Annotated in this window: 20 protein-coding genes; 8 read left to right on the top strand and 12 right to left on the bottom strand. The window is 60.4% G+C overall.

Translation table 11 applies throughout. The annotated features are described in order from the left end of the window. Window positions 1–52 precede the first annotated feature (52 nt). Complete coding sequence (locus BXE_RS38000) at window positions 53–1,345, bottom strand: NAD(P)/FAD-dependent oxidoreductase (RefSeq protein ID WP_011493446.1); 1,293 nt, start codon at window positions 1,343–1,345, stop codon at window positions 53–55. 543 nt (window positions 1,346–1,888) lie between these two features. Between BXE_RS38000 and BXE_RS46775 the strand changes: the two genes are divergently transcribed. Beyond that, window positions 1,889–2,227 (top strand): hypothetical protein, encoded by a 339-nt coding sequence (locus tag BXE_RS46775; RefSeq protein ID WP_148311803.1) that lies wholly within the window; start codon window positions 1,889–1,891, stop codon window positions 2,225–2,227. On the opposite strand, the gene BXE_RS38005 is transcribed toward BXE_RS46775, so the two are convergent. Then, the gene (locus tag BXE_RS38005; RefSeq protein WP_011493448.1) at window positions 2,214–3,440 is read right to left on the bottom strand and encodes a CaiB/BaiF CoA transferase family protein; all 1,227 of its coding nucleotides are present in this window, start codon (window positions 3,438–3,440) and stop codon (window positions 2,214–2,216) included. The genes BXE_RS46775 and BXE_RS38005 overlap by 14 nt on opposite strands. Window positions 3,441–3,522: 82 nt before the next feature. Here BXE_RS38005 and BXE_RS38010 point away from each other — a divergent pair, with 82 nt between their 5' ends. The 7 genes from BXE_RS38010 (at window position 3,523) to BXE_RS38040 (ending at window position 10,768) form a co-directional block, all read left to right on the top strand. Further along, on the top strand, window positions 3,523–4,266 hold the full coding sequence (locus BXE_RS38010; RefSeq protein WP_011493449.1) for a FadR/GntR family transcriptional regulator: 744 nt from the start codon (window positions 3,523–3,525) through the stop codon (window positions 4,264–4,266). An 18-nt stretch (window positions 4,267–4,284) separates the two neighbouring features. Beyond that, window positions 4,285–5,058, top strand: a complete 774-nt coding sequence (locus BXE_RS38015; RefSeq protein WP_011493450.1) for an enoyl-CoA hydratase/isomerase family protein — start codon at window positions 4,285–4,287, stop codon at window positions 5,056–5,058. A 55-nt stretch (window positions 5,059–5,113) separates the two neighbouring features. After that, on the top strand, window positions 5,114–5,992 hold the full coding sequence (locus BXE_RS38020) for an HpcH/HpaI aldolase/citrate lyase family protein (protein WP_011493451.1): 879 nt from the start codon (window positions 5,114–5,116) through the stop codon (window positions 5,990–5,992). 75 nt (window positions 5,993–6,067) lie between these two features. Further along, window positions 6,068–6,847: an enoyl-CoA hydratase/isomerase family protein gene (locus BXE_RS38025; protein WP_011493452.1), complete on the top strand. Its 780-nt coding sequence runs from the start codon at window positions 6,068–6,070 to the stop codon at window positions 6,845–6,847. A 50-nt stretch (window positions 6,848–6,897) separates the two neighbouring features. Further along, window positions 6,898–8,331 (top strand): MFS transporter, encoded by a 1,434-nt coding sequence (locus BXE_RS38030; RefSeq protein WP_011493453.1) that lies wholly within the window; start codon window positions 6,898–6,900, stop codon window positions 8,329–8,331. Window positions 8,332–8,347: 16 nt separating this feature from the next. Continuing rightward, complete coding sequence (locus BXE_RS38035; RefSeq protein WP_011493454.1) at window positions 8,348–9,280, top strand: 3-keto-5-aminohexanoate cleavage protein; 933 nt, start codon at window positions 8,348–8,350, stop codon at window positions 9,278–9,280. Window positions 9,281–9,601: 321 nt separating this feature from the next. Continuing rightward, window positions 9,602–10,768, top strand: a complete 1,167-nt coding sequence (locus BXE_RS38040; RefSeq protein WP_011493455.1) for a porin — start codon at window positions 9,602–9,604, stop codon at window positions 10,766–10,768. Window positions 10,769–11,036: 268 nt separating this feature from the next. Here the strand turns inward: BXE_RS38040 and BXE_RS38045 are convergent, their stop codons facing one another. The 10 genes from BXE_RS38045 to BXE_RS38090 form a co-directional block, all read right to left on the bottom strand. Next, a complete protein-coding gene (locus tag BXE_RS38045; RefSeq protein ID WP_040123572.1) occupies window positions 11,037–11,330 on the bottom strand; it encodes a hypothetical protein in 294 nt (97 codons plus the stop codon). 579 nt (window positions 11,331–11,909) lie between these two features. Further along, complete coding sequence (locus BXE_RS38050) at window positions 11,910–12,962, bottom strand: porin (protein ID WP_011493457.1); 1,053 nt, start codon at window positions 12,960–12,962, stop codon at window positions 11,910–11,912. A gap of 292 nt (window positions 12,963–13,254) precedes the next feature. Beyond that, complete coding sequence (locus BXE_RS38055) at window positions 13,255–14,862, bottom strand: hypothetical protein (protein ID WP_040123571.1); 1,608 nt, start codon at window positions 14,860–14,862, stop codon at window positions 13,255–13,257. A gap of 154 nt (window positions 14,863–15,016) precedes the next feature. After that, window positions 15,017–16,672 carry a flavin-containing monooxygenase gene (locus tag BXE_RS38060; RefSeq protein WP_011493459.1) on the bottom strand — a complete coding sequence of 552 codons (1,656 nt, stop codon included), beginning with the start codon at window positions 16,670–16,672 and terminating at the stop codon, window positions 15,017–15,019. A gap of 209 nt (window positions 16,673–16,881) precedes the next feature. Continuing rightward, the gene (locus BXE_RS38065) at window positions 16,882–17,733 is read right to left on the bottom strand and encodes a 3-hydroxybutyryl-CoA dehydrogenase (protein WP_011493460.1); all 852 of its coding nucleotides are present in this window, start codon (window positions 17,731–17,733) and stop codon (window positions 16,882–16,884) included. A gap of 80 nt (window positions 17,734–17,813) precedes the next feature. Further along, entirely contained in the window at window positions 17,814–18,602 is a 789-nt protein-coding gene (locus BXE_RS38070; protein WP_011493461.1) for an enoyl-CoA hydratase/isomerase family protein, read from the bottom strand. Between the two features lie 14 nt (window positions 18,603–18,616). Next, on the bottom strand, window positions 18,617–19,759 hold the full coding sequence (locus BXE_RS38075; protein WP_011493462.1) for an acyl-CoA dehydrogenase family protein: 1,143 nt from the start codon (window positions 19,757–19,759) through the stop codon (window positions 18,617–18,619). A gap of 31 nt (window positions 19,760–19,790) precedes the next feature. Further along, window positions 19,791–21,935, bottom strand: a complete 2,145-nt coding sequence (locus BXE_RS38080; RefSeq protein ID WP_011493463.1) for a 3-hydroxyacyl-CoA dehydrogenase NAD-binding domain-containing protein — start codon at window positions 21,933–21,935, stop codon at window positions 19,791–19,793. A gap of 32 nt (window positions 21,936–21,967) precedes the next feature. Further along, on the bottom strand, window positions 21,968–23,176 hold the full coding sequence (locus BXE_RS38085) for an acetyl-CoA C-acetyltransferase (RefSeq protein ID WP_011493464.1): 1,209 nt from the start codon (window positions 23,174–23,176) through the stop codon (window positions 21,968–21,970). Between the two features lie 69 nt (window positions 23,177–23,245). Further along, window positions 23,246–24,400, bottom strand: a complete 1,155-nt coding sequence (locus BXE_RS38090) for a CaiB/BaiF CoA transferase family protein (protein WP_011493465.1) — start codon at window positions 24,398–24,400, stop codon at window positions 23,246–23,248. Between the last annotated feature and the right edge of the window lie 4 nt (window positions 24,401–24,404).

Here is a 24,404-nt window from a genome sequence, read left to right on the forward strand (position 1 = left end):
CGTCACTTATTCCCGGTCCTTGTTCTCCATTATGCGACGCCGCGGGCGACCTTTACTTCAGACGGATTTTCGGCTGGACCAGCGCGTTGATGCGTTCCGCCGTCCAAAGAAGACTGGCCTTGCCGAATCCGTGAAGGGCCTGTTGATGACGCCGGTACAGCATCGCATGGCTGATCTGGGCAAAACGTCCCCGGATGAATCCGCCCTTGAAGAATCCGAATTTCCCCAGGGTGCCGAATGCGTTGTAGTCGCTCAGCGACACCAGCGCGCCGAAATCGCGAAAAGTGAATTCTGGAAGCGGTTCTCCATTCAGCCAGCGTGGCAGATGCTTTGCCAGATGCTCTGCCTGCTGCGTGGCGACCTGTGCGGTGGGCGGCAGAGGTCTTTCATTGCCCGGTGGAGTCAGGCTCGCACAATCGCCGAGCGCGAAAATATGGTCGTCATGGGTGGTCTGCAGCGTTGGCCGCACGAAAAGCTGGTTCGCATGACTGGCTTCGATGCCTGGCAGTTTGCCCAGAAAATCGGGCGCTTTCACCCCTGCTGCCCAGACCATCAGATCGGCTGCCACCTCGCTACCGTCATTCAGGCGTAACCTTTGTGCGCGGGCCTCCGTGACTCGCGTGCGCGTATGCACCTCGAAGCCCAGCCTGCGCAGCAGGGCTTCGCTCGACGCGGAGATGTCCGGCGGGAATGCGGTAAGGACTCTGGGTGCGCTTTCATAGAGTCCAAGATGCAGGCGTGCGCGAATGCTGGCGTCCCCATAGCTCGATGCCACGTCCAGCAGGTGACTGAGTTCAGCCGCCAGTTCGACGCCGGTGGCGCCTGCGCCTACGATGGCGACTCGCAGCGGCTCGTTCTCGACCACGCTGCGTACGATGCGTGAACGGATTGCCTCATTGAACGCCTCGGCTTGCGGCTGGCTGTCGATGAAGTGGCAGTGTTCGGGCACGCCCGGCGTGCCGAAGTCATTGGCCCGGCTGCCGGTGCTGAGGACCAGGATGTCGTAGCCCAGCGTGCCCGGCCCCATGACCACTTCACCGTTGGGCATCGCGAGTGCAGCCAGCTGTATCTGCTGCGTGTCGCGGTCGATCCCGCACATCTCGCCTGGACGGTAGGTGAAGCCGTGTGCCCTGGCGTGCGTCAGATAGAAGACCTGCTGCTGGTGGACATCCGTGGTGCCGGCTGCAATCGTATGCAGCATCGGTTTCCAGATATGCGTGGGGCTGCGGTCCACGAGCGTGACGTGAGCCTCGCCCCGCCTCCCCAGGCGGTTGCCGAGCCGGGTTGCAAGCAACAGGCCGGCGATGCCGCCGCCGACGATTACGATTCGCACAGGCTGGGTCATTGATTATTCAGCATTCGATGAATTGGACCATAATAGGTGGCGCTGCGGCCGCTGTCAAAAGACAGGCTGCGCGTGGTCAAGGTTACACGGACAGAGTGCGGCACACGGCCATTGTTGCCACAGGTCGGACGCGAGGCGTTCCACGAGAGCGCCCGGCAGCGCAATCCGCTTCGATGGAAAGGCCGCATGGAGTTTTCGTTGAGGCGACAACCAGTTTTAAAATTTCCGGGCCTAGCGATTCTGCTGTTTTTATTTCACACACCGGCACAGCCAGTTTGGCTGGCTGCCACAGACGGCTTCAGGAATACTGGACGCAGCCGCCAATCAGCACTGAATGATTTCGCCGTCTTGGGCACCGCGCCCGGCCGATGATCGGACATCACCCCCGATACGCCGTTGCACGGTGAATTCGTGGTCGGGGATTTGAGTGACAGAAAAGTTCACGCTACCAGTCCATACTTCCGTGGCACGGAGGTTCACCTCGATTGATCGTCTGCCTGGATCGACGGCGTTAGTGTGGCGGTCGGGAGCGCAAAGCTGCAGATGGCCGACCGTGAGCTATTGCGCCGCGAGGAAACCGTGCCCGGCGAACAACAGGCAATTGCCGCGAAAAGTTCGGCGTGTTTCCCGGGCGGTCTTCAACCTGTTAAGCAAGGCGATTATCGTATGCGCTGCGCCGGGCCCGATAGTCGCGGATCCGGCGCGGCTTCCGTGGACGAAGCTCCGCGAACGCATATCTGGCTGTCGCCGCTGGAGGACCTCGCTTTTGAGAAGCGTCAGCCGCCCGTCTGGAAGACTATCGGCGATTGCGCCGGCTTCGCAGCGGGTCGCTCGAGGTCTGCTCGTCAGGCATCAGCCACGCAGCCGGTCATGTTAGTGTGAAAACGTGCCCCGCATTCCGCATCGCGTCGATTTCATGATCCGATAACTTCAACCTGCGAAGTATTTCGCGCGTGTGCTCACCGAAAAGCGGTGGGGGTAACTCAGCCGTCGCGCGCTGGCCATTGAACTTGACAGCCTGTGCTACGCCGGAGAGCTTCCCATAGGTCGGGTGACCGTAGTCCAGACGCATTCCGCTTTCGACAAGTTGCGGGTGTTCGGAAAGCTCTGCGAGTGTATGGATTGGCGAACAGGGAATTCCAGCGTTATTCAGACTGTCGACCCACTCATCGCGGGGACGGCGGGAAAGAATGTCCCTGACAAGCGCGACAGTTTCTTTCCGGTTTGACACACGGTCTGCGTTCGTTGCAAAGCGCGGATCCCGGCCCAGTTCGGCGATCCCTGCGAGTTCACAAAACGAGCGCCACAACGCGTCGTTGGCGATTCCCAGCATGATCGGCTTGTCCGCGGTCGCGAACGCTTCGTAAGGACAAAGGGACTCGTGTCCGGACCCATGCCGCTCGGGTTCGGTGCCTCTTTCCCAGAACGACTGCAGCAGATATCCCATGAAGCTGACGGAAGAGTCAAACAGTGATGCCTCGACGGCAGTCCCGCGATCCGTCCGGTTCCGCTCGAAAAGGGCGGCGAGTATGCCGGTGACGGCGTGATAGCCCGTGGCCTGATCGATCGGCGAGAAGGGAACCCGTATCGGTGGATCGCCTGGGTTTCCAATGATCCCCAGCATGCCGCTGAATGCCTGCAGGATGACATCGTAACCTTTTGCGAAACGCATGGGGCCCTCTGTCCCAAAACCGGAGATACTGCAATGCACGAGTCGCGGATTGATTTCGTGGAGCGTACCTGCATCGACGCCGAGGCGCTGCGCGACACCCGGCCCGAAGCTTTCGATGACGATATCCGCGCTTTCGGCAAGTCGTCTGATTACGGCACGCCCGCCTGTTGATTTCAGGTCAACAGCGATGCTCCGTTTGCCTCTATTGGCGCTCAGGAAGACCGTGCCGTCCTGGTTGTCCCCTTCCTTGCGGAAGGGGGGCCAGCGGCGTGTGTCATCGCCGCCTTCGATCGATTCCACCTTGATCACGTCGGCGCCCATGTCGGCAAGAATTTGCGTACAGACTGGTCCCGCCAGGACTTTGGAAAAGTCGAGGACCGTAATGCCCGCGAGCGGCGCCGGACGGGTTTTGGGTTCTGCCATTATTTGCCTCCTCTATGGTCCAATATTTGACAAAGACGATAATTGGAGCTATGTTAGCACCGTCAACTGAAGCGAGGATAGGATGCTGGGAGAAAAAAAGCTGCTCGGTGCCGTTCATGTGCCTAAGTCCAGCGACGTATTGGCCAATGAACTCCGGCAACGGATCGTCAAGGGGGAACTGACCGATGGAGACCTGTTGCCGCCCGAGCGCGATCTCGTCAGCCAGACCGGGCTGAGCCGTGGTTCAGTGCGCGAAGCACTGAGGATTCTCGAACTGGAGGGCTTCGTTGCGACGCGGCCGGGGCGGTATGGTGGAACGGTCGTCCGCCGCCCGACCGAAAAGCAGTTGTCACATTGCCTGAACCTTTATATCCAGGGAAACGGGGTAACGTTGAGCGAGATCGTGGCTGCCCGTGAGGCGCTGGGACCCACGCTGGCACAGTGGGCTGCGCTGCACCGCACCGATGAAGAGATGGCCGAGCTGGAGGCCGTTACGGCGAAGATGGAATCGTTGTACGAAGACGTGCCTGCGTTTCTCGAAGCTAACCTTGAATGGTATGCGGTGCTTGCGCGTGCCAGTCACAATGAACTGCTGCGGGTGTTCCTGGCTTCCATAACAAGCCTGATACACGAAGCGCTCAAGGTCGACAGTCTTGCGTCGGACGATGCCCGTTCGCTGGCACTGCTCGCGCACCGCCGGATCATGAACGCTATCCGGCAGAAGGATGCCGCAGCGGCAAGGCGGCGCATGGAACGTCATATCCAGGCGTACTCGGAGATCGTTCAAGCGGTCATCAAGGGTGCGGATGGGGATCTGAAAGTCTGATTTCGAGGGAGGGTGTGCATGTCAATCGATCTACGCACGGAAGGGCACGTGTGCGTTATCACGATCAACCGTCCAGAGCGGATGAACGCGCTGGACGCTGCTCATTACGATGATCTGTCTGCCGCGTGGTGTCAGGTCCGCGACGATACGAGAATTCGTGCGGCTGTCATCACCGGCGCCGGAGAGAAGGCGTTCTGCGCCGGGGCGGACCTGAAAAGCTTTGTTTCCTCGGCTCCGGAGCTTGAAGAAATCATGCTCACCCAAAAGTCGCAGCTTCTTAACCGGGGACTCGAAGTCTGGAAACCGGTAGTTGCCGCGGTGAATGGATACTGCCTCGGCGGAGGGATGACACTGCTTCTGGCGAGCGATATCCGTATTGCCTCGCGACATGTGAAATTCGGCCTGAGTGAAGTCAAACGGGGAATCTTTCCGGGAAACGGCGGTACTCAACGGATCGCGCAGCAATTGCCCCACGCCATTGCAATGGAGGTCCTGCTGGTCGGGGACACATTCAGTGCGGAGATGGCTGAGCGCTGGGGGTTGGTCAATCAGGTGACAGCCCCGGAAGATCTGATGGAGACCGCTCTTGTCTATGCGGAAAAGCTGGCAGCCAATGCTCCGCTCGCTGTGCAGGCTGCCAAGGAGCTCGCAATCCGTAGTCGTGACGTCGATCTTGCGACAGGCTTGCGGATGGAGCAGGTCATGCTGAGACTGCTTCAGACCTCCAGCGACGTAAAGGAGGGCGTAAAGGCTTTTGCCGAAAAACGTGCACCCGTCTTCGAGGGACGCTAAATAGCGGTCCGAGAAAGTATCTGATCCGAGTCACACATTTTGGATAACTAATTTTATGGCATCAAGATCCCTGTTGTTCATACCGGGTGACAGCGAGAAGAAGCTGGCCAAAGGAGAGTCAACTGCCGCTGACGCCTTGATTCTCGATCTCGAGGATTCGGTTTCAGCCTCGCGCCTGCAGATGGCGCGCGGGCTCGTACATGAGTATCTTGCCGCGCGCCGTAAGGATCGTCGTCAGAAGCTATGGGTGCGGATTAATCCACTGTCGTCCCCGCTCGCGCTGCAGGATCTCGCGCAGGTAATCCCGGGCAGACCCGATGGCATCATGCTCCCCAAGCTGAAGTCGGCAAAAGAGGTGGTGACGCTGGACAACTACCTGTCCGCGTTCGAGGCCGCTTCCGGCCAGGAGCCGGGACAGACGCAGATCATTCCCGTGGCGACCGAGACTGCCGCAAGCATATTCCGGCTCGGGGAGTACTCGGGGATCAGCTCACGAATCGCCGGCCTCACGTGGGGGGCGGAAGATCTCGCGACTGCATTGGGAGCCCGCGAAAACCGGCAGCCCGACGGCACATATGACCTTACCTATCAGCTCGCGCGCTCACTTTGTCTGCTTGGAAGCGCCGCTGCCTCGGTGCCGGCAATCGACACGATCACGGCGGATTTTCGTAACGAGTCCCTCCTGCGAAGCGAGTGTGATGACGCGAGGCGGGCCGGATTCAAGGCAAAGATGGCGATACATCCTGATCAGGTTCCCGTCATCAATGAGCTCTTTCTCCCGGGTGAAGCGGAAGTCGTCCAGGCAAGGCGGATCATCGAGGCTTTCGAACAGGCCGACGGCGCGGGGACGGTACAACTGGACGGCAGCATGCTTGACATGCCTCACCTGAAACGTGCGCGTGACGTCATCGGGATGGTCAACGGCTTGTCATGAGAACAACGGCGGCGATCGCCCCGCGTGATTCGGAGCGTGGCGCGAAATACGCCTGCAGCTAAAGAAGGAGACGCAATGCCAGTAGAACTCATACGCGCGGGCTCCGTCGCGACCGTACGGCTCTGTCGTCCGGAAAAATTGAATGCACTCGATGAGGAAATGCGCGAGCAACTTATCGAGCGGTTTGACGAATGCGCGCGTGACGCATCGGTTCGCGCTGTTGTTCTGACAGGATGCGGGCGCGGATTCTGCAGCAGCGGTGACGTATCGTCGATGGGTCACTTCACGCCGGAAACCGCCCGGAAGCGGCTCAGGCAGGCGCACCGAATGATCCTGGCGGTAGCCAATATCGACAAGCCGGTGGTCGCTTCCGTGAGAGGACCCGTTGCTGGTATTGGCTGGAGCCTGGCGCTTGCGTGCGACCTGGTTGTCGCATCTGTAACAGCGAAATTCATTCAGGTTTTCCGTAACGTCGGGCTCGTGCCGGATGGCGGGTCTGTTTATTTCCTCACCCAGATCCTGGGAGTGCAGCGCGCCAAAGAGATTGTGTACAGCGCCAGGCCGGTCTCGGCCCAGGAGGCGCTCTCTCATGGCCTGGTGATGGAGGTGGTTCCGGACGAAGAGCTTGACGCACGTTCGATCCGCCTTGCCGAAACGCTTGCTGAAGGCCCCCAGCTATCCTTCGCCATTTCCAAAAAAATGTTCAAGTCGATGTACTTGCCAACTCTCGAGAATTTTCTCGACACAGAGGCCTGGGCGCAGACCTCGTGCCTGCTAGGCGCCGAACACCGCGAGGGCGTTTCAGCGTTTCTGGAAAAGAGGCGGCCTGCCTTCAATCGTGACCTGGAGCAATGACAGGCCGTTGATCACGACATCACGACTCTAACAAATAGATTGGAGACATCATGCTTGAGACTCGTCGAAGTGCCGCAATGCGGCTGGATCGTCTACCGATCGGTCGATTCCATTGGCGGTTGCTGGGATTAATCGGTGGCGGCCTGTTTCTCGACGGATTCGAAGTGTACGTCGCCGGCGGTGTAGTCGGATTTCTCGTCAAGACGGGCTGGGCGAACATGCACTCTGCGGCGATGTTCGTGTCGGCCAGTGTGGCTGGGATGGCGCTCGGCACGTGGCTCGCAGGGGTATTAGGCGACCGCTTTGGCCGTCGGTTTACGTATCAGTTCAATCTGCTGCTGTTTGGTCTGGCGTCATTTGCAGCCGCGGTCGTTTCGTCGATGGATCAGTTGATTGTCGCCCGCTTCGTCATGGGGATAGGCTTGGGTGCGGAAGTCGTCGTGAGCTATGGCACCCTGGTCGAATATATACCACCGGCTCACCGGGGCAGATGGTCCAGCGGCCTGTCGCTATGCGGTAATGCGGCGCTATTCGTAGCCGCGCTGGTGGGTTATTTCGTCATACCGGACCTTGGCTGGCGGTGGCTGTTCGGTGGAGTCGGCGTTGCCGCCCTGATCATCTGGTACATGCGCAAGGCAGTTCCCGAGTCCCCGAGATGGCTCGAATCCCAGGGACGATTCGAAGAAGCAGACCGTATCCTGGACGACATTGAACAGGAACTCGCGTACGTCGGACAGCCGGGAGAAGCCGCTGTTCCCGCCTATGCAGTGGTGCCGGACCTGCCCCGACGCATGCTGGTTCCGCGGTTTATCATCGGCATTATGATGAGTGTGGCGGGTAACGCGGCATTCTACGGATTGATTGTCTGGCTACCGACCTTCTTCTTCAGGCAGGGATTTACGGTTGGAAGCTCGCTCGGATATTCGATGGTCATGTCCGCCGGAGGTCCTGCAGGTGCGCTGGTTGGCATGGCTATCGCCGATCGTGTCCGCCGCAAGCGTGCAATCATCGTTCTGTCGATCGTGGCTGCATTGCTTGGTCTTGTCTATCCGCTCTGCAAGACCCCGTTGAGCGTTCTGGTTACCGGCTTTCTGCTTGTGAGCGCGCTGTATGCGTTCGTCGCCGTGGCGTGGGCGTCATACCTGCCGGAGCTTTTTCCTACAAGAATCCGGCTGCGTGCCTCGGCCGTATGCAACGTGACCGGACGGCTTGCAGCGATCGCCATGCCATTCGCGGTCGTCCAGCTTTACGCGAAATTCGGTGTGTTTGGCGTGGTGGGCGCATTGGGGGGGATCCTGCTTGCCCAGGCTGCGGTGATTGCGTTGCTGGGCATCGACACCAACAACGTCTCTCTTGAGGAACTAACCGGCCAGTCCGCTGAAGAGATCGGTCCAGCCGCGAATCAACGCTTCCCGTCATCTCGGGACGGCAGGCTGGGGAGTCGCTCGTCGCAGTTCGGTATGAGCGGAATTGAAGATCAGTAACAGGAGGAGCAGAGAAATGAAACAGTCCAAAAAAATCATCATTACCTGTGCGGTGACCGGTTCCATTCACACGCCGACCATGTCACCTTACCTGCCCATAACACCCGAAGAGATTGTGAAAGAGGGCGTCGCCGCCGCAGAGGCGGGTGCCGCGATGCTGCACCTTCACGCGCGCGATCCTTTGAACGGGCGCCCGAGTCAGGATCCGGACCTGTTCATGAGGTTCCTGCCGCAGCTTAAGGAGCGGACAGATGCGATTCTGAATATCACTACAGGTGGAGGCCTGGGGATGAGCCTTGACGAACGATTAGCGCCGGCCAGGGCTGCGCGACCAGAAGTTGCCTCAATGAACATGGGTTCGCTGAATTTCAATATCTCACAGGCTGCGGCGAAGTTCGACACCTTCAAGTTTGACTGGGAGCGTCCCTATCTCGCTGGAACCCGGGACTTTATCCTTTCGAACACATTCAGCCAGATTGAGCGCGGAATGACGGAACTGGGTGCATCGGGGACGCGTTTTGAATTCGAGTGCTATGACGTCGGGCACCTTTACAACCTCGCACATTTCGTTGACAGGAAACTGGTCGAACCGCCGTTCTTCCTGCAGTGTGTATTTGGAATCCTGGGTGGCATCGGCGCTGATCCTGAAAATCTGCTGCATATGAGAACCATCGCCGACCGGTTGTTTGGGCAAGACTACTACCTGTCGGTACTCGCGGCCGGGCGACATCAAATGCCCTTTGTGACGATGAGCGCGATCCTTGGAGGCAATGTCCGGGTTGGACTGGAAGACAGCCTGTACAGCGGAAAAGGACAGCTGGCGACATCAAACGCCGAACAGGTGCGGAAAATCCGACGCATCATCGAAGAGTTATCCCTCGATATAGCGACCCCGGATGAAGCGCGCGCCATGCTGAAAACCAAGGGCGCAAACGAGACCTCGTTCTGATCGACAGGCGGGAGTGAATCGTGCCGCGGTCTGTCATCGGGCGTATTAAAGCAGGCTGGTTTGCCAGAAGCGGTTTCCCTGCTGGTGTGGCACGCTTCCAGGATGAGTCTCCGTAGCCCGGCTGGTGCGCGTTGAAATGAGGTAGCGGATCGCGCGTGGGGCGTGCGATCTGTCAAGGAATGGAGCGTGCCATCTGCACTGCGGTGAACGTGGCACCCGACAGGTGTGTATCCGCAACGGGACCATTTTCGTGATACCCGGCCGGGGGAGCTTCGGTTTGGAGCCAGGTATTTAGTAATACATAATTATATGGAGGAGCACATGAGAAAAATTGTCTGTCTTTCGGTTTTTGCCGCTGCCGTGTTTGGCGCACCTTCTGCTTACGCACAGAATTCCGTGACACTTTACGGCGTTATTGATGTGGGCATTAACTGGCAAAGCAATGCGGGCGGCAAGCATCTGTTCAGCATGGTTGATGGCATGGCCGGCGCGAACCGGTTCGGGTTAAGAGGGACCGAGGATCTTGGGGGAGGATGGAAGACGGTCTTTGTGCTTGAAAACGGATTTTATGCCATTAATGGCGCCACCCAGTTCACAGGCATGTTTGGTCGCCAGGCGTACGTCGGTTTGAGTAACGCCCAGTACGGGATGTTGACGCTGGGCCGGCAGTACGATTCGCTGGTAGATACGCTGCAGCAGTATTCGATCGTCGTAAAACTTGGCGGCGCAATGTTCTTTCATCCTGGGGACGTTGACAATATCGGCGATTCACACCGGGTGAACAATGCGATCAAATATACCTTCAAACGGGGGCCGCTTACTGCCACTGCGCTATATAGCATGGGCGGTGTAGCGGGGCAGTCCGGGCGGAATCAGATCTGGTCCGCAGGCGTGAATTATGCGGGCCCGTCGTTTTCGCTGGGAGCCGCGTACCTCGATGTCAGAAATCCGAATGTATCGTTTTTTCCAGTGAATAATGTTGGAGCGAGTGCCTCACTCGACAATATAGGTCCGAAGCCAGTGTTTTCTGGCTATGCTTCGGCCGCGACTTATCGTGTCATTGGACTGGGCGGCCATTACGTGTTCGATCCGGTGACATTCGGCATCGTTTACACGAATGTCCGGTTCGGTGGACTGGGCGACACCAGTTCGGGCCCCAATCCTCTGGGCTATACAGGAAGTGCGATATTCAATGGGGTAGAGGTGAGCGCCGATTACCGCCTATCGCGTTCGTTGTCAGCGGGCGTGGCGTACGATTACACGCGCAATAACGGCGCGTCCGGAAAAGGCGCCGCTACCTACAATTCGGTAATGGGCGGGGTAGATTATTCGCTATCGAAAAGAACGGATGTTTATCTCGTCGGAATATGGCAGTCGATGACAGGGGTGGATTCGGCAGGGGGGAGTGAGGCGCAGGCCTCGTTGTTTTCACCATCGTCGAATGGTCGGGAGGCGATCATCAGAGTCGCAATGTGCCATCGATTCTGACAGTCCCGCGGGGTACCCTCAATGGGTGATCCTGCGCGGAGCAGTCTGCCTTTGCGATACGAATCCTGACCTCAGCATACCTTCGAATTCGATTTCACGCGAAGATCTGCTGGAGCATACTACCCGTCCCCGTGCGCTCTATGGCGGTGTCGCCGGAAGGGAAGGCATGCGGGCCTCGATTCGCAAGCGATAGTCGATCGTAACCGAAGAGGTTTCCCATTCGCGTGTTCCCGATCCTATATTCCAGGGCACCGTTTTGGACGCTTACTCAGCCGCAAGACATGCAGCAATCCGGTAATACACCGTCCCCGGCCCCGTGCCGGAAGTCGGGCCATTGCTCGACGAAATGGTTCAGAACATGCAACAGGTCGACCTTGTTCGGATGGGTTCCCCAGCGACTGCCCCAAGAATACGAGGCGATCACGAACCAGGAATGCGGCGGAAAGAGGTCGTGCGAAACCACGCCGTCAGCAAAGATCCGGAGACGCCCGCTGCGCGTATGAAACTCCGCTTTGAACGAGGTCTTTCCGGCTTTCCTTCTCACGCGGGTTGGTTTGAACATATTTGCTCCTGTACATCGCGTATAGACGCCGCGCTCATGCGGTGTTGGTGGATTGCCGGCTGATCTGTGCGCTAGCGGCTCGCGTGACATGGGGCAGATTCACGATTTCGGGTGTGCCCACATGCATGCGATGTAACCGTGGAGAGCAAAGATTCGGCTTACTGCCTCTAACGAAATCCAATCCGGGCCGCTTCATTCGGCCCAACGCGTGGACGTCATCGACGGTCGCTCGATACAGGGAGGACACACGTCCACTTTTCAACCAGCTCACGCAGGCTTCTGGCTCGCCTGTTCATTTCGTACTCTCTGTCCAATGTATGGTTAAAAAAGGAGGAGCGTTCTAATTAGGCATCCAGATAAAAAGTCAGTTCGCTGATCATGACGTGACCAACGGCACCTTCATGAGGTCACGGGTTGGTATACGACAGTGCACATCGACAGATCCTTCCGGCTGTCGATGTGCACATCGCTGCCCATGACCAGTGCGGCTTTTCACAACTGCGCAAACTCGTACCTGCGGACGTCCTGTGACCTGTCTGGTACAAATCTGATTTCCTTCCAGGCAGGTTGGCAGCACCGTTAAAACATATGCCTGATGCCCACATTGACACCCACAGTCGTTCCTTGAGGCGGCGCAAAGCTGGTCGGAGCGTTCACCGCCAGGGTCGTGTTCATGTCCGCGTCGTTATGGACCAAGCCAACCTGGCCGTATAGCGTTGTGCGTTTCGAGAGGAAATACTGCGCTCCGACCCGATACAGCATGGACTTGTTCGCCCTGACATTGGTGTCCTGCGAGGCGTAGGCGATCGCGGTCAGCGCCACGGCCGGGGTTATCTGCCATTCCGCTCCAGCGCCAAACACGTTCACGTTGGTCAACGGAGCATCTGTCGACATGTTGCGAAACTTGCTGAACGACAATCTGGCCGTCACGGGACCTACCGCATAGCCTGCATTCGCCGTCAGGCCGCGATATGTCGAAGCACCGCTCACTGGATCGTCCTCGGTAAAGTATGCGATGGTGGCGCTGAACGGTCCGTTGCCATAGTTCGCCGAGGCGCCGGTATGGCTACCTGCCCTGAAGTTGCCGGCGACGTTTCCGAATCCGTGGTCGATCCGGATCTGCAGACCGGCGATAGTGGGCGAAGTATAACTAAGCCCGTTACTCACAATCGCGCCGGCAAGGCCAATGGCATTAATTTCCGTCGTCACTGCGCTCGCAAAGAATGATGTTCCTACCGGATCGGTCAGTGCAACGGCATTAAAGAAACTGGAGATTTCCAGGCCTGCGTGCAGCGTACCGTATGGCGTCTCGACTCCGACGTAAGCATTACGTCCCCAAAAATTGCCGTTTGAATTCCCAAACCCTCCGTTCACCGTTGAGAAGCCGCTCTCGAGCTTGAAAACGGCTTTGTATCCGGCACCCAAATCTTCGGTGCCTGTGAGCCCCCATAAGGTCGGATCGCCGCCCGCGTCGAGCGCGGAGAAACCCTTGCCAGCGTCGTTGGCGGTCCTCGACTGATACAGGACCCCAGTATCGAGAATGCCATATATGTTGACGCTACCTTGCGCATGGACTTCATTAGAGACAACGCCGAATACGGCGGATAGGACAAGAAGCTGCGACAGTTTCATTGAATCGTCTCCTTAAATCGTATATTTATTGCTATTAAATTAGTATTTCTAAATAGAACAATTCTGGATTGTGGCGATATGTGCATAGCGATCTTCCTGCCGCGATGGCACCGCTTTCACCCGTTAGCGATCAATGGCGACCCTAATGTCGAAGGCCATTTTTCCCCGTCGGCACAATGTCATTTGGCCGCGTGGCGCTCCTGAAAGTCGGCACCAGGATCCCGGCCGTTCCGATAGACATCACAGGTAGCTCGGCTCACCAGACCTCAGTCACTGCAACAAAATCGTTTGGCTACACGGCCGCCTCACGGCACAGACGCCGAACACTGCCGTCACCATCGCATGAAACGTAGATCGCCCCAGTCCTGTCGGCAGCGAGTCCTGCGAACGAATGCAAGGGCCCCGGCATCAGGTTCTTGATACCAGGTAGCTGTCTCGGGACGATGTTCGGAGCGGGACCAACCGGTAGGGAATGGGAGAGCTGTTCCGTGGAACCGTCCTCCAGCGAGACAGCGTATAGCGTCCTGGCACCCCGATCAAGGACGTACAGCGCAGCGCCTGCGATGGCCAGTCCGTGTGGTTCAACAAGCCCGTCGAGTACCGTCGAGACAACGCCATGGTGAAGTTCGACCACCCGCCCGCCGGCACCCTCGGAGACGAAACTGCGACCTTGCGCCGTGCAGGCGATGCCAGTCGGAAAACGCAAGCCACTCGCGAGCGTGTGAGTGCTTCCATCCGGCGCGTACTCGATGACGCGTCCGCGTCCTGCCTCGCACACGCGGATAGCTCCATTCGGTAGCGCGGCAAGACCCATGGGCTGATCGAGGTCGGGCAGCAGGAACGTGGCTTCCTCACCCGCACGATAACGCGCGAGCCCGCCCGCGCTATTGGTCACAAAAACGGTGCCGCCGTCGCTCACAGCGATGCCGCGAATGTAGCCGGGAAAGCCGTGATTTAGCAGGTTTGCTGGCTGGTGCAACTGTCCGGAAGTGTCGACAACTGCCAGCGTCATGCCGTCGGCGATGTAGACTGATCCACCGCCGTCGACCGCGATCCCGAATGGTCCGACGAGGCCGGGAGCGACCAGGGTCCGGATGTTGCCGTCAGCGCCGATCTCGGTGATGCCGCCGTCGGTGAAATGCGAAACGAACAGTCGGCCGTCTCCATCGAAGACAAGATTGTCCGAGCCGGGCCGCAACGTCGCGAGCGTTTTGCGCTTGCCACTGACAACGTCAACCCAGGTGACCTCGCCTGAACCCGCTTCAGTTACGACCAGTCCACCATTGCGCACGTCAAATTTCACTGCGGTGGGGATCGATAGACCGCTTACGACGCATTCTGGAGAGCCATTCTCGACAGCGACTCGCCAGACCTCGCCCGTGGCAACAAGCGGAAAATATAGCTTCCCATCGGGGCCCATCGACAGTGCGTTCGGCAGCGTGAGGTTTTCCGCGATTACGCGAGGCGAACGGCCATCGGTGTAGAGTTCGAGTACGCGACCGCCGACACGGAATTCGTCAACGAAAATGCGGTCGCCGTGAACCGTGATCCCGTTGGCTGTCGGCAGGCCATCGTTGAGCACGCGCACGGTGCCGTCGGCAGAGCGCATGCTCACGCGGTCTGTCATGACCTCCGTGGCGAACAGATTGCCTTTTGAATCGAAGGCAAGGTCATCAGGTGCGACGATGTCGCTGCCGACTGGCGTGACCGTGGTGGCCGCGCCATTACGTGTATCGATCGCGCTGATCTGACTGCCGAAGCATTGCGCGACATAGAGCTTGCCATCCGGGCCAAAGCGCATGCCATTGGCACCGTACAGAAGGCTCGGGGGAACAATCTCATCGCAGGTCCACCCCTTGGCTATATCAGCGGTGTGTGACGCGTAACGGCTTGGATTCAAGACAGCCTCCTATAAGACGTGTAGTGTGTCCCTGACCCTTCGGGATCAAGGAGAGCTTTGCTGTGCGCGGTTTCATCACCGTCGGGCTGCGATTAAGTGTGCCCACGACGACGGGTGGTTGCGCGATCAGCAAGCTTGCGTTGACGAGAGGTACTCAGGCAGGCTCGACAGTTTCCCCGGTGCGGGAAAAATTGAAACCCTCGAAGCCGTTAGCCGCGACGCGCTCGATATCGTTGAAGTACGCCTCGGCGCCTCCGAAGTAGAAGAGCACCGTTTGGGGCTTGCCGGGGATGTTGGCACCCATGTACCAGGATCGTTGCGTACCTGCGTGACGCAGCAGCGTAGCGTTCACCATGGTCTGCATCAGTTGCGCCCAGGACTCGACAGCTTCAGGGCTGGCTTCCATGCGGTCATAGCCCTTTTCCCGCATGTGAGTGATCGCGTGACCGATCCACGTCACCGCCGCTTCCACGATCGGCGGTACATTGGCAAACGGCGCCTGGGGGCCGGTAACGATGAACAGATTGGGAAAGCCGTCTATACCGATGCCAAGGCTCGTGCGCGGCCCAGCCTGCCATTTGTTTTTGATCGTCTCTCCACCGCGTCCGCGGACATCGAGATTACTCAGTGGCCCCGTCACCGCATCGAAGCCCATGGCAAAGATAATGATGTCGAGTTCGTGGTGGTCGGCGCCGACCCGGATGCCGCCGGGAACAATCTCATCTATCGGCGACTCGCTGATGTCGACCAGCGAAACGTTTGACCGATTGAAGGTCTCGTAATAGAAGTTGCATGTCGGCGGCCGCTTTAGCGCGATCGGATATTTGGGGCAGAGCTTTTCAGCGACGACGGGATCCTTGACGATTGCCCGGATCTTGTTTCGAACGTATTCGGAGGCGGCCGCATTGGAGCGTTCGTCGACAAAGATGTCGCAGAACGTTTCGAAGAGAAAGCGGAATCCACCGGCTTCCCAACCGGCATCCAGGATAGCCTGCCGCTGCTCATCATTCACGTCATCGTATCTGAGAGTGGAGTCTTTCATCGGAAATGCAAAGACCTGCTTACGGATCTGCGCAACAATGGCGTCGTAGTCGCGTTTGATCGATAGCTGGTCGGCCTCATCCAGTGGATAGTTGCGCGACGGCATCACGTAGTTCGGGGTTCGCTGGAACAGCGATACGTGTTTCGCAGTCTTGGCGACTGTCGTGAATATCTGCACCGCGGTCGACCCAGCCCCGACAATACCGACGCGCTTGCCGGTAAAGTCCACCGGCTTCTCCGGCCACCGGCACGACAGGTACCACTGACCAGCAAAGCTGTCCAGGCCCTTGAATTCCGGCTTCGTCGGTACCTCGAACCAGCCGATGGCGCTGATAAAATAGGTACAGGTGTAGCTTTCGCCCTGTTCCGTCGTAATGGTCCAGTGGTTTTCCTCTTCGTTGTAATGCGCTGAGCGCACTCGTGTGTCGAACTGCATATCCGTGCGCATGCCGAAGCGATCGACCGTGTAGCGCATATAGTTCTGCACATGCTGCCAGCTTGGCATGCGCTCAGGCCAGTTCCATTCCTCCATCAGTTCCCGGGAAAAATAGAAACAGTACGACCATGACTCGGAATCGGTGCGCGCACCGGGATAGCGGTTCCAGTACCACGTGCCACCGACATCCGACCCTGCTTCGAAAAGCCGGACTGACAGTCCGAGTTTGCGCATTTCATGTAGCGCCCGAATACCGCCGAAGCCCGCGCCGACAATGATTGCTTCAAAGTCGACCGATTTGGCAGGATTCTTGTCGTTTCCCTTCGTTGTCATTTCGTCTCCTTCATTTCCGTAATTGAATAGGAATACTATTTTTACAACATCTATCGACCTTCATCTGACGGCTTCTTACGCTGGCCGACCCGATAGGGGATGCGGTCTGGGCCAGAAGGATCCCGCGGTGACTTCTACGCGAACTCCATCATGTGTTGTCTCCCGTCCGTATCGTCCCGGACAGGCCCTTGTGCTGTTAGCGGCGCTCGTCACGCATAGCTATGGAAACCCCGCCCGCTCTTGCGTCCGAGGCGGCCCGCAGCCACCATTTCGCGCAGCAGTGGAGCAGGGCGATACTTCGGATCATTGAACCCTTCGTAGAAAACCTGCATAACCGCGAGCAGGGTATCCAGACCGATCAGATCGGCCAGCGCCAGAGGTCCGATAGGGTGATTGCAGCCGAGCCTCATGCCGGTGTCGATGTCGTCGGCCGTGGCCAGGCCCTCCTGCAGCGTAAAGATGGCCTCATTGATCATCGGGACCAGGATGCGGTTCACCGCGAAGCCGGGGCTGTTCCTGGCTGTGATCGCGGTTTTGCCGATCGTCTGCGCAAAGGCCAGGGTCTTCGCGTGGGTTTCGTCCGATGTCTGCAAGCCGCGAATGACTTCGAGCAGCGCCATCATCGGCACGGGGTTGAAGAAATGCATGCCAATGAAACGCTCCGGTTGCTTCAGCACGGCCGCGAGCAGCGTGATGGAGATCGAGGAGGTATTGGTCGCGATGATCGCGTCATCTTCCGCTGCTTCGTCGATTTGCCTCAGGATGCGCAGCTTGATCCCGGGATTCTCGGTGGCGGCCTCGATGATCAACCCGGCGCCCTTCAGCGCAGCGTAGTCAGTGTTACCACTCACCCGGGCGAGTGCCGCAGCCCGGTCCGCGGCGGATAGCTTGTCCTTGCGGACCAGCCGTTCCAGGCTGCTTTCGATGGTTGCGAGGCCGTCGGTGACGGCAGCGCCGGAAATATCGATCATTGCTACCTGCAGTCCGGCGACCGCACAGACCTGCGCGATGCCGTTGCCCATGGTTCCCGCGCCGACGACGCCTACTTTCTGGATACTCATGCTTGCCTCAGATGATTGAACGGTGGTGTCGCTGGAAGCACTCCGCCGCGGCGTGATGACGCGAGCTGGAGTGCGTCATGTCATTGACCGCTGAAGCTGATACTGCGCTTGCGAAGAAACCCCTGTACGCCAGCGCGGAAGTCTCTGGTCCTGGTGGCGGCCTTGAAGGCCGCGCGTTCGCGTTCAAGCTGATCGGTCAGTGACGAGGTGCTGGCCTGTTGCACCAGCCGCCTGTAGTGACCGTAGGCGCGGGTAGGACCGGCCGCGATTCGCGTGGCCCACTCATGTGTCATGGCGGCGAGCGCGTCCGCGGCAACGACCTGGTTGACGAGGCCGACGGCGAGGGCCTCTTCGGCGCTCAAGGTTTCCCCCAACAGATAGAACTGTGCGGCGCGGCGCCCGCCCAGCAGCCGGGGCAGATCGTAAGTGCCGCCACAATCGGGCGAAGCACCGACGCGGTCGTAGGCCATCACGAAGCGCGTGCCCTGGGCCGCCAGGACCAGGTCGCAACCCGCCATCAGCGACAAGCCCGCGCCGGCTACCGCGCCGTGTACCGCGGCCAGCACCGGCGCATCAAGTTGGCGCAACGTCAGGATGGCCGGATGGAGCGCATCGAGCAGTTCGTCGACGACGACGTCAGCGTGGTCGAAGTCATCGGCGAAGCGTGCCAGGTCGCCCCCCGCCATGAAGGCGCGGCCGTTGCCGCTGAGTACGACACAGCGCAGCCCGGTCTGCTGTGCGAGAGCCTGGACCCGCTCGTTCAACGCGCGCGCGAGCGGCACATCGAGCGCATTGAGCACCTCCGGCCGGTCGAAGGCGAGGCGGGCGATGCCGGTTGTGGCGTCGAAGTCCAACTGTACAAGGCTCACGATTGATCCTTTTTTCAGGTGTCGAGAATCGAGCGGGCGACGATCTCTTTCATGATTTCCGAGGTGCCGGCGAGGATGCGGTGAATCCGCTCGTCCTGATACAGGCGGCAAATCTCGTATTCGTCCATGTAGCCCGCTCCGCCGTGCTGCTGCACACCCTCGTCGACCATGCGACCGTTGAGCTCGCTGGTGAAGAGTTTGGCGCGCGCGGCATCCACCGCGTCGAGCTGGTCCGCGTTGTGTTCGGCCACGAGCCGGTCGACCCAGCTTTGCGCCACCTCGATCTCCGTGTCGAGTGCGGCGAGCTTGAAGCGGGTGTTCTGGAAACTGCTCAACGGCTTGCCGAACACCTTGCGCTCGCGCACGAAATCGCAAGTGAGGTGCATCGCAAGGCGCGCCGACGCGACGTTGAAGATCGCGGCGAGTAGCCGCTCTTCCGCAAGGCCGCGCATCAGATGCTGGAAGCCCGCGTGGACCTGGCCTAGCACATGACTCTTCGGAATCTTTACATCGTGGAAGAAGAGTTCGGCCGTGTCCTGCGACTTGAGGCCCATCTTCCTGAGGTTGCGGCCGCGTTCAAAACCCTCCATGCCTCGCTCCACGAGGAAGAGCGTCAGCCCGTGCGCCTTGGTGGGATGCGTTCGGGCCGCCACCAGCACGACGTCGGCGTTCAGGCCGTTGGAGATATAGGTTTTCGAGCCGTTGAGCACCCAGTAGTCACCGGTTTCCTCGGCGCGTGTCTTCATGCCCGCGAGGTCGGAACCCGCGTCCGGCTCGGTCATCGCGATCGCGAGTATCTGTTCGCCGCTGCGGATGCCGGGGAAATAGCGCTGTTTCTGCTCGTCGGTGCCGAAGTGTTCCAGATACGGCGCGACCAGGCGGCTATGCAGCCAGAAGAAGAAGCCCCGGTCGCCGTGGAAGATGTTCTCCTCGATCAGGATCTGCTCATAGCGCAGGTCCTTCAGGCCGAGGCCGCCGTGGCACTCGTCGATCCACATGCAAAGGTAGCCCATCTCGCCGGCCTTGCGGAATGCTTCGCGGTCCACCACGCTGGCCTCGCGCCAACGTTCCCGGTGAGGCGCGATCTCGCCGGCAAAAAACTTGCGGGCCGAGTCGCGGAACTGTTCCATCCCGGCGTCGAAACATGTGCGTTTCATGAGTATCTGATCTCGATGAGGGTTCCGGACATCAGGCGGCCACTGCGTGGAAGCGTTGGCCCCCGGCCGCCGCCTCGCGCAGGCGACCCGGCACCTCGAAGCGCGGGCCGTAGCGGGCCACCAGTTCGTCGCTGCGCTGCACGAAGTTGGTAATGCCGACGGTGTCGATAAACGCCAGCGGGCCGCCAAGCCATGAAGGAAAGGCCCAGCCCAGATGGGCGCCGAGGTCGGCTTCCCGGGCATCGTCGATCACGCCGTCAGTCCAGCAGCGCGCAGCTTCGAGCACCTGAGCGTAGAGCAGCCGCTCCTTGACCTGTCCGACTTCTGGCTGATCCGCTGCCACTGATAAATCCAGATCGCCCAGCTCAAGATGCCTGGGCTCGCCGGGCGGGTAGGCGAAGAAGCCCCGTCCGGCCTTGCGACCGAAGCGCCCTGCCAGTTCGAGCCGGCCGAGGATCGCGTTGCCAGCGCCGTGCTTGTCGTCGGCCCAGCGACCATGCTCGCGGTCGCGAAACAGACTGACAATGTGGTGCAGTACGTCGATGCCGACTTCGTCGGCCAGCGTCAGCGGACCCACCGGCATGCCTAGGGCAGTGCCAGCGTTCTCGATCAGGACCGGGTTCACCCCGTCGGCGAGCAGACGTACCCCTTCGCGGATGTACGCTTCGACGCAGCGGGTCGTATAGAAGCCGTAGCCGTCGCGCACGACGATGGGCGTCTTGTGAATCTGCTGGATGTAATCCAGCGAGCGGGCAAGTGTCTCGTCGGATGTGGCCGAGCCGACAATGACCTCCACCAGCGCCATGCGGCTAACCGGCGAGAAGAAATGCAGGCCGATAAAGTTCTGTGGACGCGCGCTGGCGGACGCCAGTTCGTTGATAGGCAGCGCGGACGTGTTGCTCGCGAAGATGGCGTGCGCAGGCAATGCCGCTTCGGTGGCACGGGTGACCGATGCCTTGACCTCGAAGTCCTCGAGCACCGCTTCGATGACCAGATCACAGTTCCCGAAAGCGGAATGGTCCGCCGCTACCTCGATGCGGCTAAGGATCTGATCGCGTACTGCTTCGCGAAGCCGGCCCTTGTCCACCTCGGCCTGCAAGGCTTTGGCAATGCTGTCGCGGCCGCGCCCGGCGGTTGCGAGGTCGCGGTCAAGCAGCACGACGTCGATGCCGGCCGCAGCCGAAACCTGGGCGATGCCCGCGCCCATGAAGCCGGCACCCACGATGCCAAGGCGGCGCACGGACTGCTTCGCGATGCCTGCAGGACGCCGGGACAGCTTGTCGGCGGCCTGCCTCGCGAAGAACAGGGTGCGGATCATGTTCTGCGCCACCGCGCCCTGGACGAGCTTCACGAACAGTTGCTGTTCCAGTTTCAGGCCCTTGTCGATCGGCAATCTGGTGCCCTCGTAGACGGCCCGCAGAATAGCCTGGGGAGCCGGATAGTTACCTTTCGTGGCGGCATGCAGCGACGCATTGGCGGCCATTAGCGCGTCGCTGTTCACGCGGCTGTACGCATCGCCACCGGGCAGCCTGAAACCTTTTTCGTCCCACGGCGCGATGGCCTTGACGCGGCCTTCGAGCAGCGCGCGGCTGGCTGCCTGGATAAGCTCGCCGGCCGGCACGACCTCGTTCAGGATGCCGAGCTTGAGGGCTGCGCGGGCATCCAGTGAGGTGCCTTGCGTCAAGAGCGGCAGGCTGGCGGCAATACCTATCAGGCGAGGCAGGCGCTGGGTGCCGCCAGCGCCGGGCAGCAGGCCCAAGCCCACCTCTGGCAGGCCGAAGCGGGCCTTGGGATCGTCCGTGGCGATGCGGTAGTGGGCACACAGCATCAGCTCCAGGCCTCCGCCCAGCGCTGTGCCGCTGGCCGCGGCGACCACCGGTTTGCCGCACGTCTCGATGCGGCGCAGCAGCCGGTTGTAGAGGCCGATCAGCCCCAACGCGTCCGCCTGACTCACGCCGGGCTTGACGAAGTCGCTCATGCGCGCGAGGTCGGCGCCGGCGACGAAGCTGGACTTGCCGGAGCTGATCACGATGCCCCGCACGGCTTCGTCGTCAACCAGCCTCGTCAATGCTTCGTCGAGCGCGTGTGCCAGTTCGGGGTCGAGGACGTTCATCGAGCGTCCGGGAACGTCGATCACGAGATGGCCGATCGGGCCTTCGGTATGGGTGGTGACCATGGTCAGAGGGTTCCTGTGTTGGGTAGCGCGCGTCAGATGCGCTCGATGATGGTTGCCACGCCCATGCCGGCGCCGATGCACAGCGTGACCAGGGCCGTGCCCTTGCCGGTGCGCTCCAGTTCGTCCAGCGCGGTACCGAGGATCATCGCGCCGGTAGCGCCGAGCGGATGGCCCATCGCGATGGCTCCGCCGTTGACGTTGACCTTGCCGTCATCCAGACCCAGTGCATCGATGAAGCGCAGGGCGACGGCGGCGAAGGCCTCGTTGATTTCGTACAGATCGATGTCGGACGCGGACATGCCGGCGCGCCTGAGCGCGCGTTCGGCGGCGAAGGAAGGCGCGGTGAGCATGATGGTCGGCTCCGAGCCGATCTCGGCGAAGGCCCGGATGCGGGCGCGCGGTGTCAGGCCAGCGGCGCGGCCCGCCGCTTCGGAGCCGATGAGCACGGCGCAGGCGCCGTCGACGATGCCCGACGAGTTGCCGGCATGATGGACGTGGCGGATCGTCTCCACGGTGGGATAGCGCTGGATCGCCAATGCGTCGAAGCCACCCTTGCGTCCCAGTTCGGCGAAGGAGGGCTTGAGCCCGGCGAGGTCGGCAGGCGTGCAATTGGGGCGCACTGTTTCATCTTTCGCCAGCAGTACCTCGTTCAGGACGCCTCTGACCGGCACGACCGAGCGGTCGAAGCGTCCTTCGGCCCACGCCTGTGCAGCCAGCCGGTGGCTGCGCACGGCGAAACCATCCACCTCTTCACGGCTGTAATTCCACATCGTCGCCAGGAGATCCGCGCTGATTCCCTGGGGAATGAAGTTGGAGGCAAAAGCGGTGACAGGATCGACACTCCACGCGCCACCGTCGGAAAACATCGGCACGCGGGACATCGATTCCGCGCCGCCGCCGATGACGAAGCCTTCCGCGCCGGCATGCACCTTGGATGCGGCCATGTTGCAGGCTTCCAGCCCCGAACCGCAGAACCGGTTGATCTGCACGCCCGCTGCCTCCTGCGCATAGCCGGCCTGCAGCGCCGCGACGCGTGGCAGGCATTGGCCCTGCTCGCCAACCGGGGCGACCACGCCGAAGACGATGTCCTCGACCTGACGGGTATCAAGGCCGGTGCGCTCGCGCAGGGCGGACAGTACCGTGGCTGCCAGATGGACGGAGGTCGCTTCGTGCAGCGCTCCGTCGGGTTTGCCGCGGCCGCGAGGCGTGCGCACATGGTCGTAGATGAATGGTGAAGACATGGGAAGGACTTTCTCCGGTTCGGTGCTCTGAATGATGGGTTGACGGTTGAGACGGCCGGGGCGCGATGGTTAGCAGACCGAGCCGCTGTTGAATAGCGCATCGACGGCATCGGCACTCAAGCCCCAGTCGCGCAGGATTTCGCGGCTGTGCTCACCCACCGAGGGCGGTCGGGTGGGCATGGTTGAAGGCGTGCGGCTGAAACGCGGTGCTGGCGCCGGCTGGATCACGCCGTCGACTTCGATGAACGTCTTGCGCGCAACGTTGTGGGGGTGGCGCGGGGCTTCCTCCATCTGAAGCACCGGGGCAAAGCAGGCGTCGGTGCCCTCCAGCAGCTTGCACCAGTCGTCGCGCGTACGTGTCCTGAAGACCTCGGCCAGCGTCGCGCGCAGTTGCGGCCATTGAGCCGGCTCCATCTGCACCTGGAGCGCCGGATCGCTCACGCCGCACAAGTCCAGCAGCTGCTTGTAGAACGCTGGTTCGAGCGGGCCGATGGCGACATGCCGTCCGTCCGCGCAGGCGAAGCTGCCGTAGAAAGGTGCGCCGCCGTCGAGCAGATTGGTCCCGCGCTGGTCCTGCCATTGACCTGCGGCTCGCAGACCGTAGAACATGCTCATCAGCAGCGCACTGCCGTCTGTCATCGCTGCGTCGACGACCTGGCCTTTGCCGGAGCATCGTGCTTCCAGCAGGGCGCACACAAGGCCGAAGGCGAGCAACATGCCGCCGCCGCCCAGGTCGCCCACCAGGTTCAGGGGTGGTGCGGGCGGGTGGTGCGGATCGCCGAGCGCCGCAAGGACACCGGTGAGCGCGATGTAATTGATATCGTGGCCCGCGACCTGGGCGAGCGGACCGTCCTGTCCCCAGCCTGTCATGCGGCCATAGACAAGACGCGGGTTCTGTTCAACACAGGTCTCGGGACCCAGGCCGAGGCGTTCCATCACGCCTGGCCGGAAACCTTCGATCAGCGCATCCGCGTGTGCGATAAGGCTTAGCACCGTTGCGACGCCTTCGGGTCGCTTGAGATTCACCGCTATCGAACGGCGGTTGCGGGCCTGCACGTCGTAGCGCGTGTTCAGCGCGCTGTACGGATCGGGCAAGGGCCCGCGACGCGGCTGGTCAACCCGGATCACCTCTGCGCCCATGTCGGCCAGCATCATCGCGCAAAAGGGCCCAGGGCCGATGCCTACCATCTCGACGACTTTCACTCCAGCCAATGGTCCGGCCATTTCT

This window comes from Paraburkholderia xenovorans LB400 (assembly GCF_000013645.1).
In the GTDB taxonomy this organism is placed as follows: Bacteria; Pseudomonadota; Gammaproteobacteria; order Burkholderiales; family Burkholderiaceae; genus Paraburkholderia; species Paraburkholderia xenovorans.

Coding starts and splice junctions, on each gene's coding strand:
- BXE_RS38050 (WP_011493457.1), bottom strand. CDS start 12,962: ATGAAACTGTCGCAGCTTCTTGTCCTATCCGCCGTATTCGGCGTTGTC.
- BXE_RS38030 (WP_011493453.1), top strand. CDS start 6,898: ATGCTTGAGACTCGTCGAAGTGCCGCAATGCGGCTGGATCGTCTACCG.
- BXE_RS38035 (WP_011493454.1), top strand. CDS start 8,348: ATGAAACAGTCCAAAAAAATCATCATTACCTGTGCGGTGACCGGTTCC.
- BXE_RS38080 (WP_011493463.1), bottom strand. CDS start 21,935: ATGGTCACCACCCATACCGAAGGCCCGATCGGCCATCTCGTGATCGAC.
- BXE_RS38090 (WP_011493465.1), bottom strand. CDS start 24,400: ATGGCCGGACCATTGGCTGGAGTGAAAGTCGTCGAGATGGTAGGCATC.
- BXE_RS38020 (WP_011493451.1), top strand. CDS start 5,114: ATGGCATCAAGATCCCTGTTGTTCATACCGGGTGACAGCGAGAAGAAG.
- BXE_RS38000 (WP_011493446.1), bottom strand. CDS start 1,345: ATGACCCAGCCTGTGCGAATCGTAATCGTCGGCGGCGGCATCGCCGGC.
- BXE_RS38085 (WP_011493464.1), bottom strand. CDS start 23,176: ATGTCTTCACCATTCATCTACGACCATGTGCGCACGCCTCGCGGCCGC.
- BXE_RS38025 (WP_011493452.1), top strand. CDS start 6,068: ATGCCAGTAGAACTCATACGCGCGGGCTCCGTCGCGACCGTACGGCTC.
- BXE_RS38075 (WP_011493462.1), bottom strand. CDS start 19,759: ATGAAACGCACATGTTTCGACGCCGGGATGGAACAGTTCCGCGACTCG.
- BXE_RS38060 (WP_011493459.1), bottom strand. CDS start 16,672: ATGACAACGAAGGGAAACGACAAGAATCCTGCCAAATCGGTCGACTTT.
- BXE_RS38010 (WP_011493449.1), top strand. CDS start 3,523: ATGCTGGGAGAAAAAAAGCTGCTCGGTGCCGTTCATGTGCCTAAGTCC.
- BXE_RS46775 (WP_148311803.1), top strand. CDS start 1,889: ATGGCCGACCGTGAGCTATTGCGCCGCGAGGAAACCGTGCCCGGCGAA.
- BXE_RS38065 (WP_011493460.1), bottom strand. CDS start 17,733: ATGAGTATCCAGAAAGTAGGCGTCGTCGGCGCGGGAACCATGGGCAAC.
- BXE_RS38040 (WP_011493455.1), top strand. CDS start 9,602: ATGAGAAAAATTGTCTGTCTTTCGGTTTTTGCCGCTGCCGTGTTTGGC.
- BXE_RS38015 (WP_011493450.1), top strand. CDS start 4,285: ATGTCAATCGATCTACGCACGGAAGGGCACGTGTGCGTTATCACGATC.
- BXE_RS38045 (WP_040123572.1), bottom strand. CDS start 11,330: ATGTTCAAACCAACCCGCGTGAGAAGGAAAGCCGGAAAGACCTCGTTC.
- BXE_RS38005 (WP_011493448.1), bottom strand. CDS start 3,440: ATGGCAGAACCCAAAACCCGTCCGGCGCCGCTCGCGGGCATTACGGTC.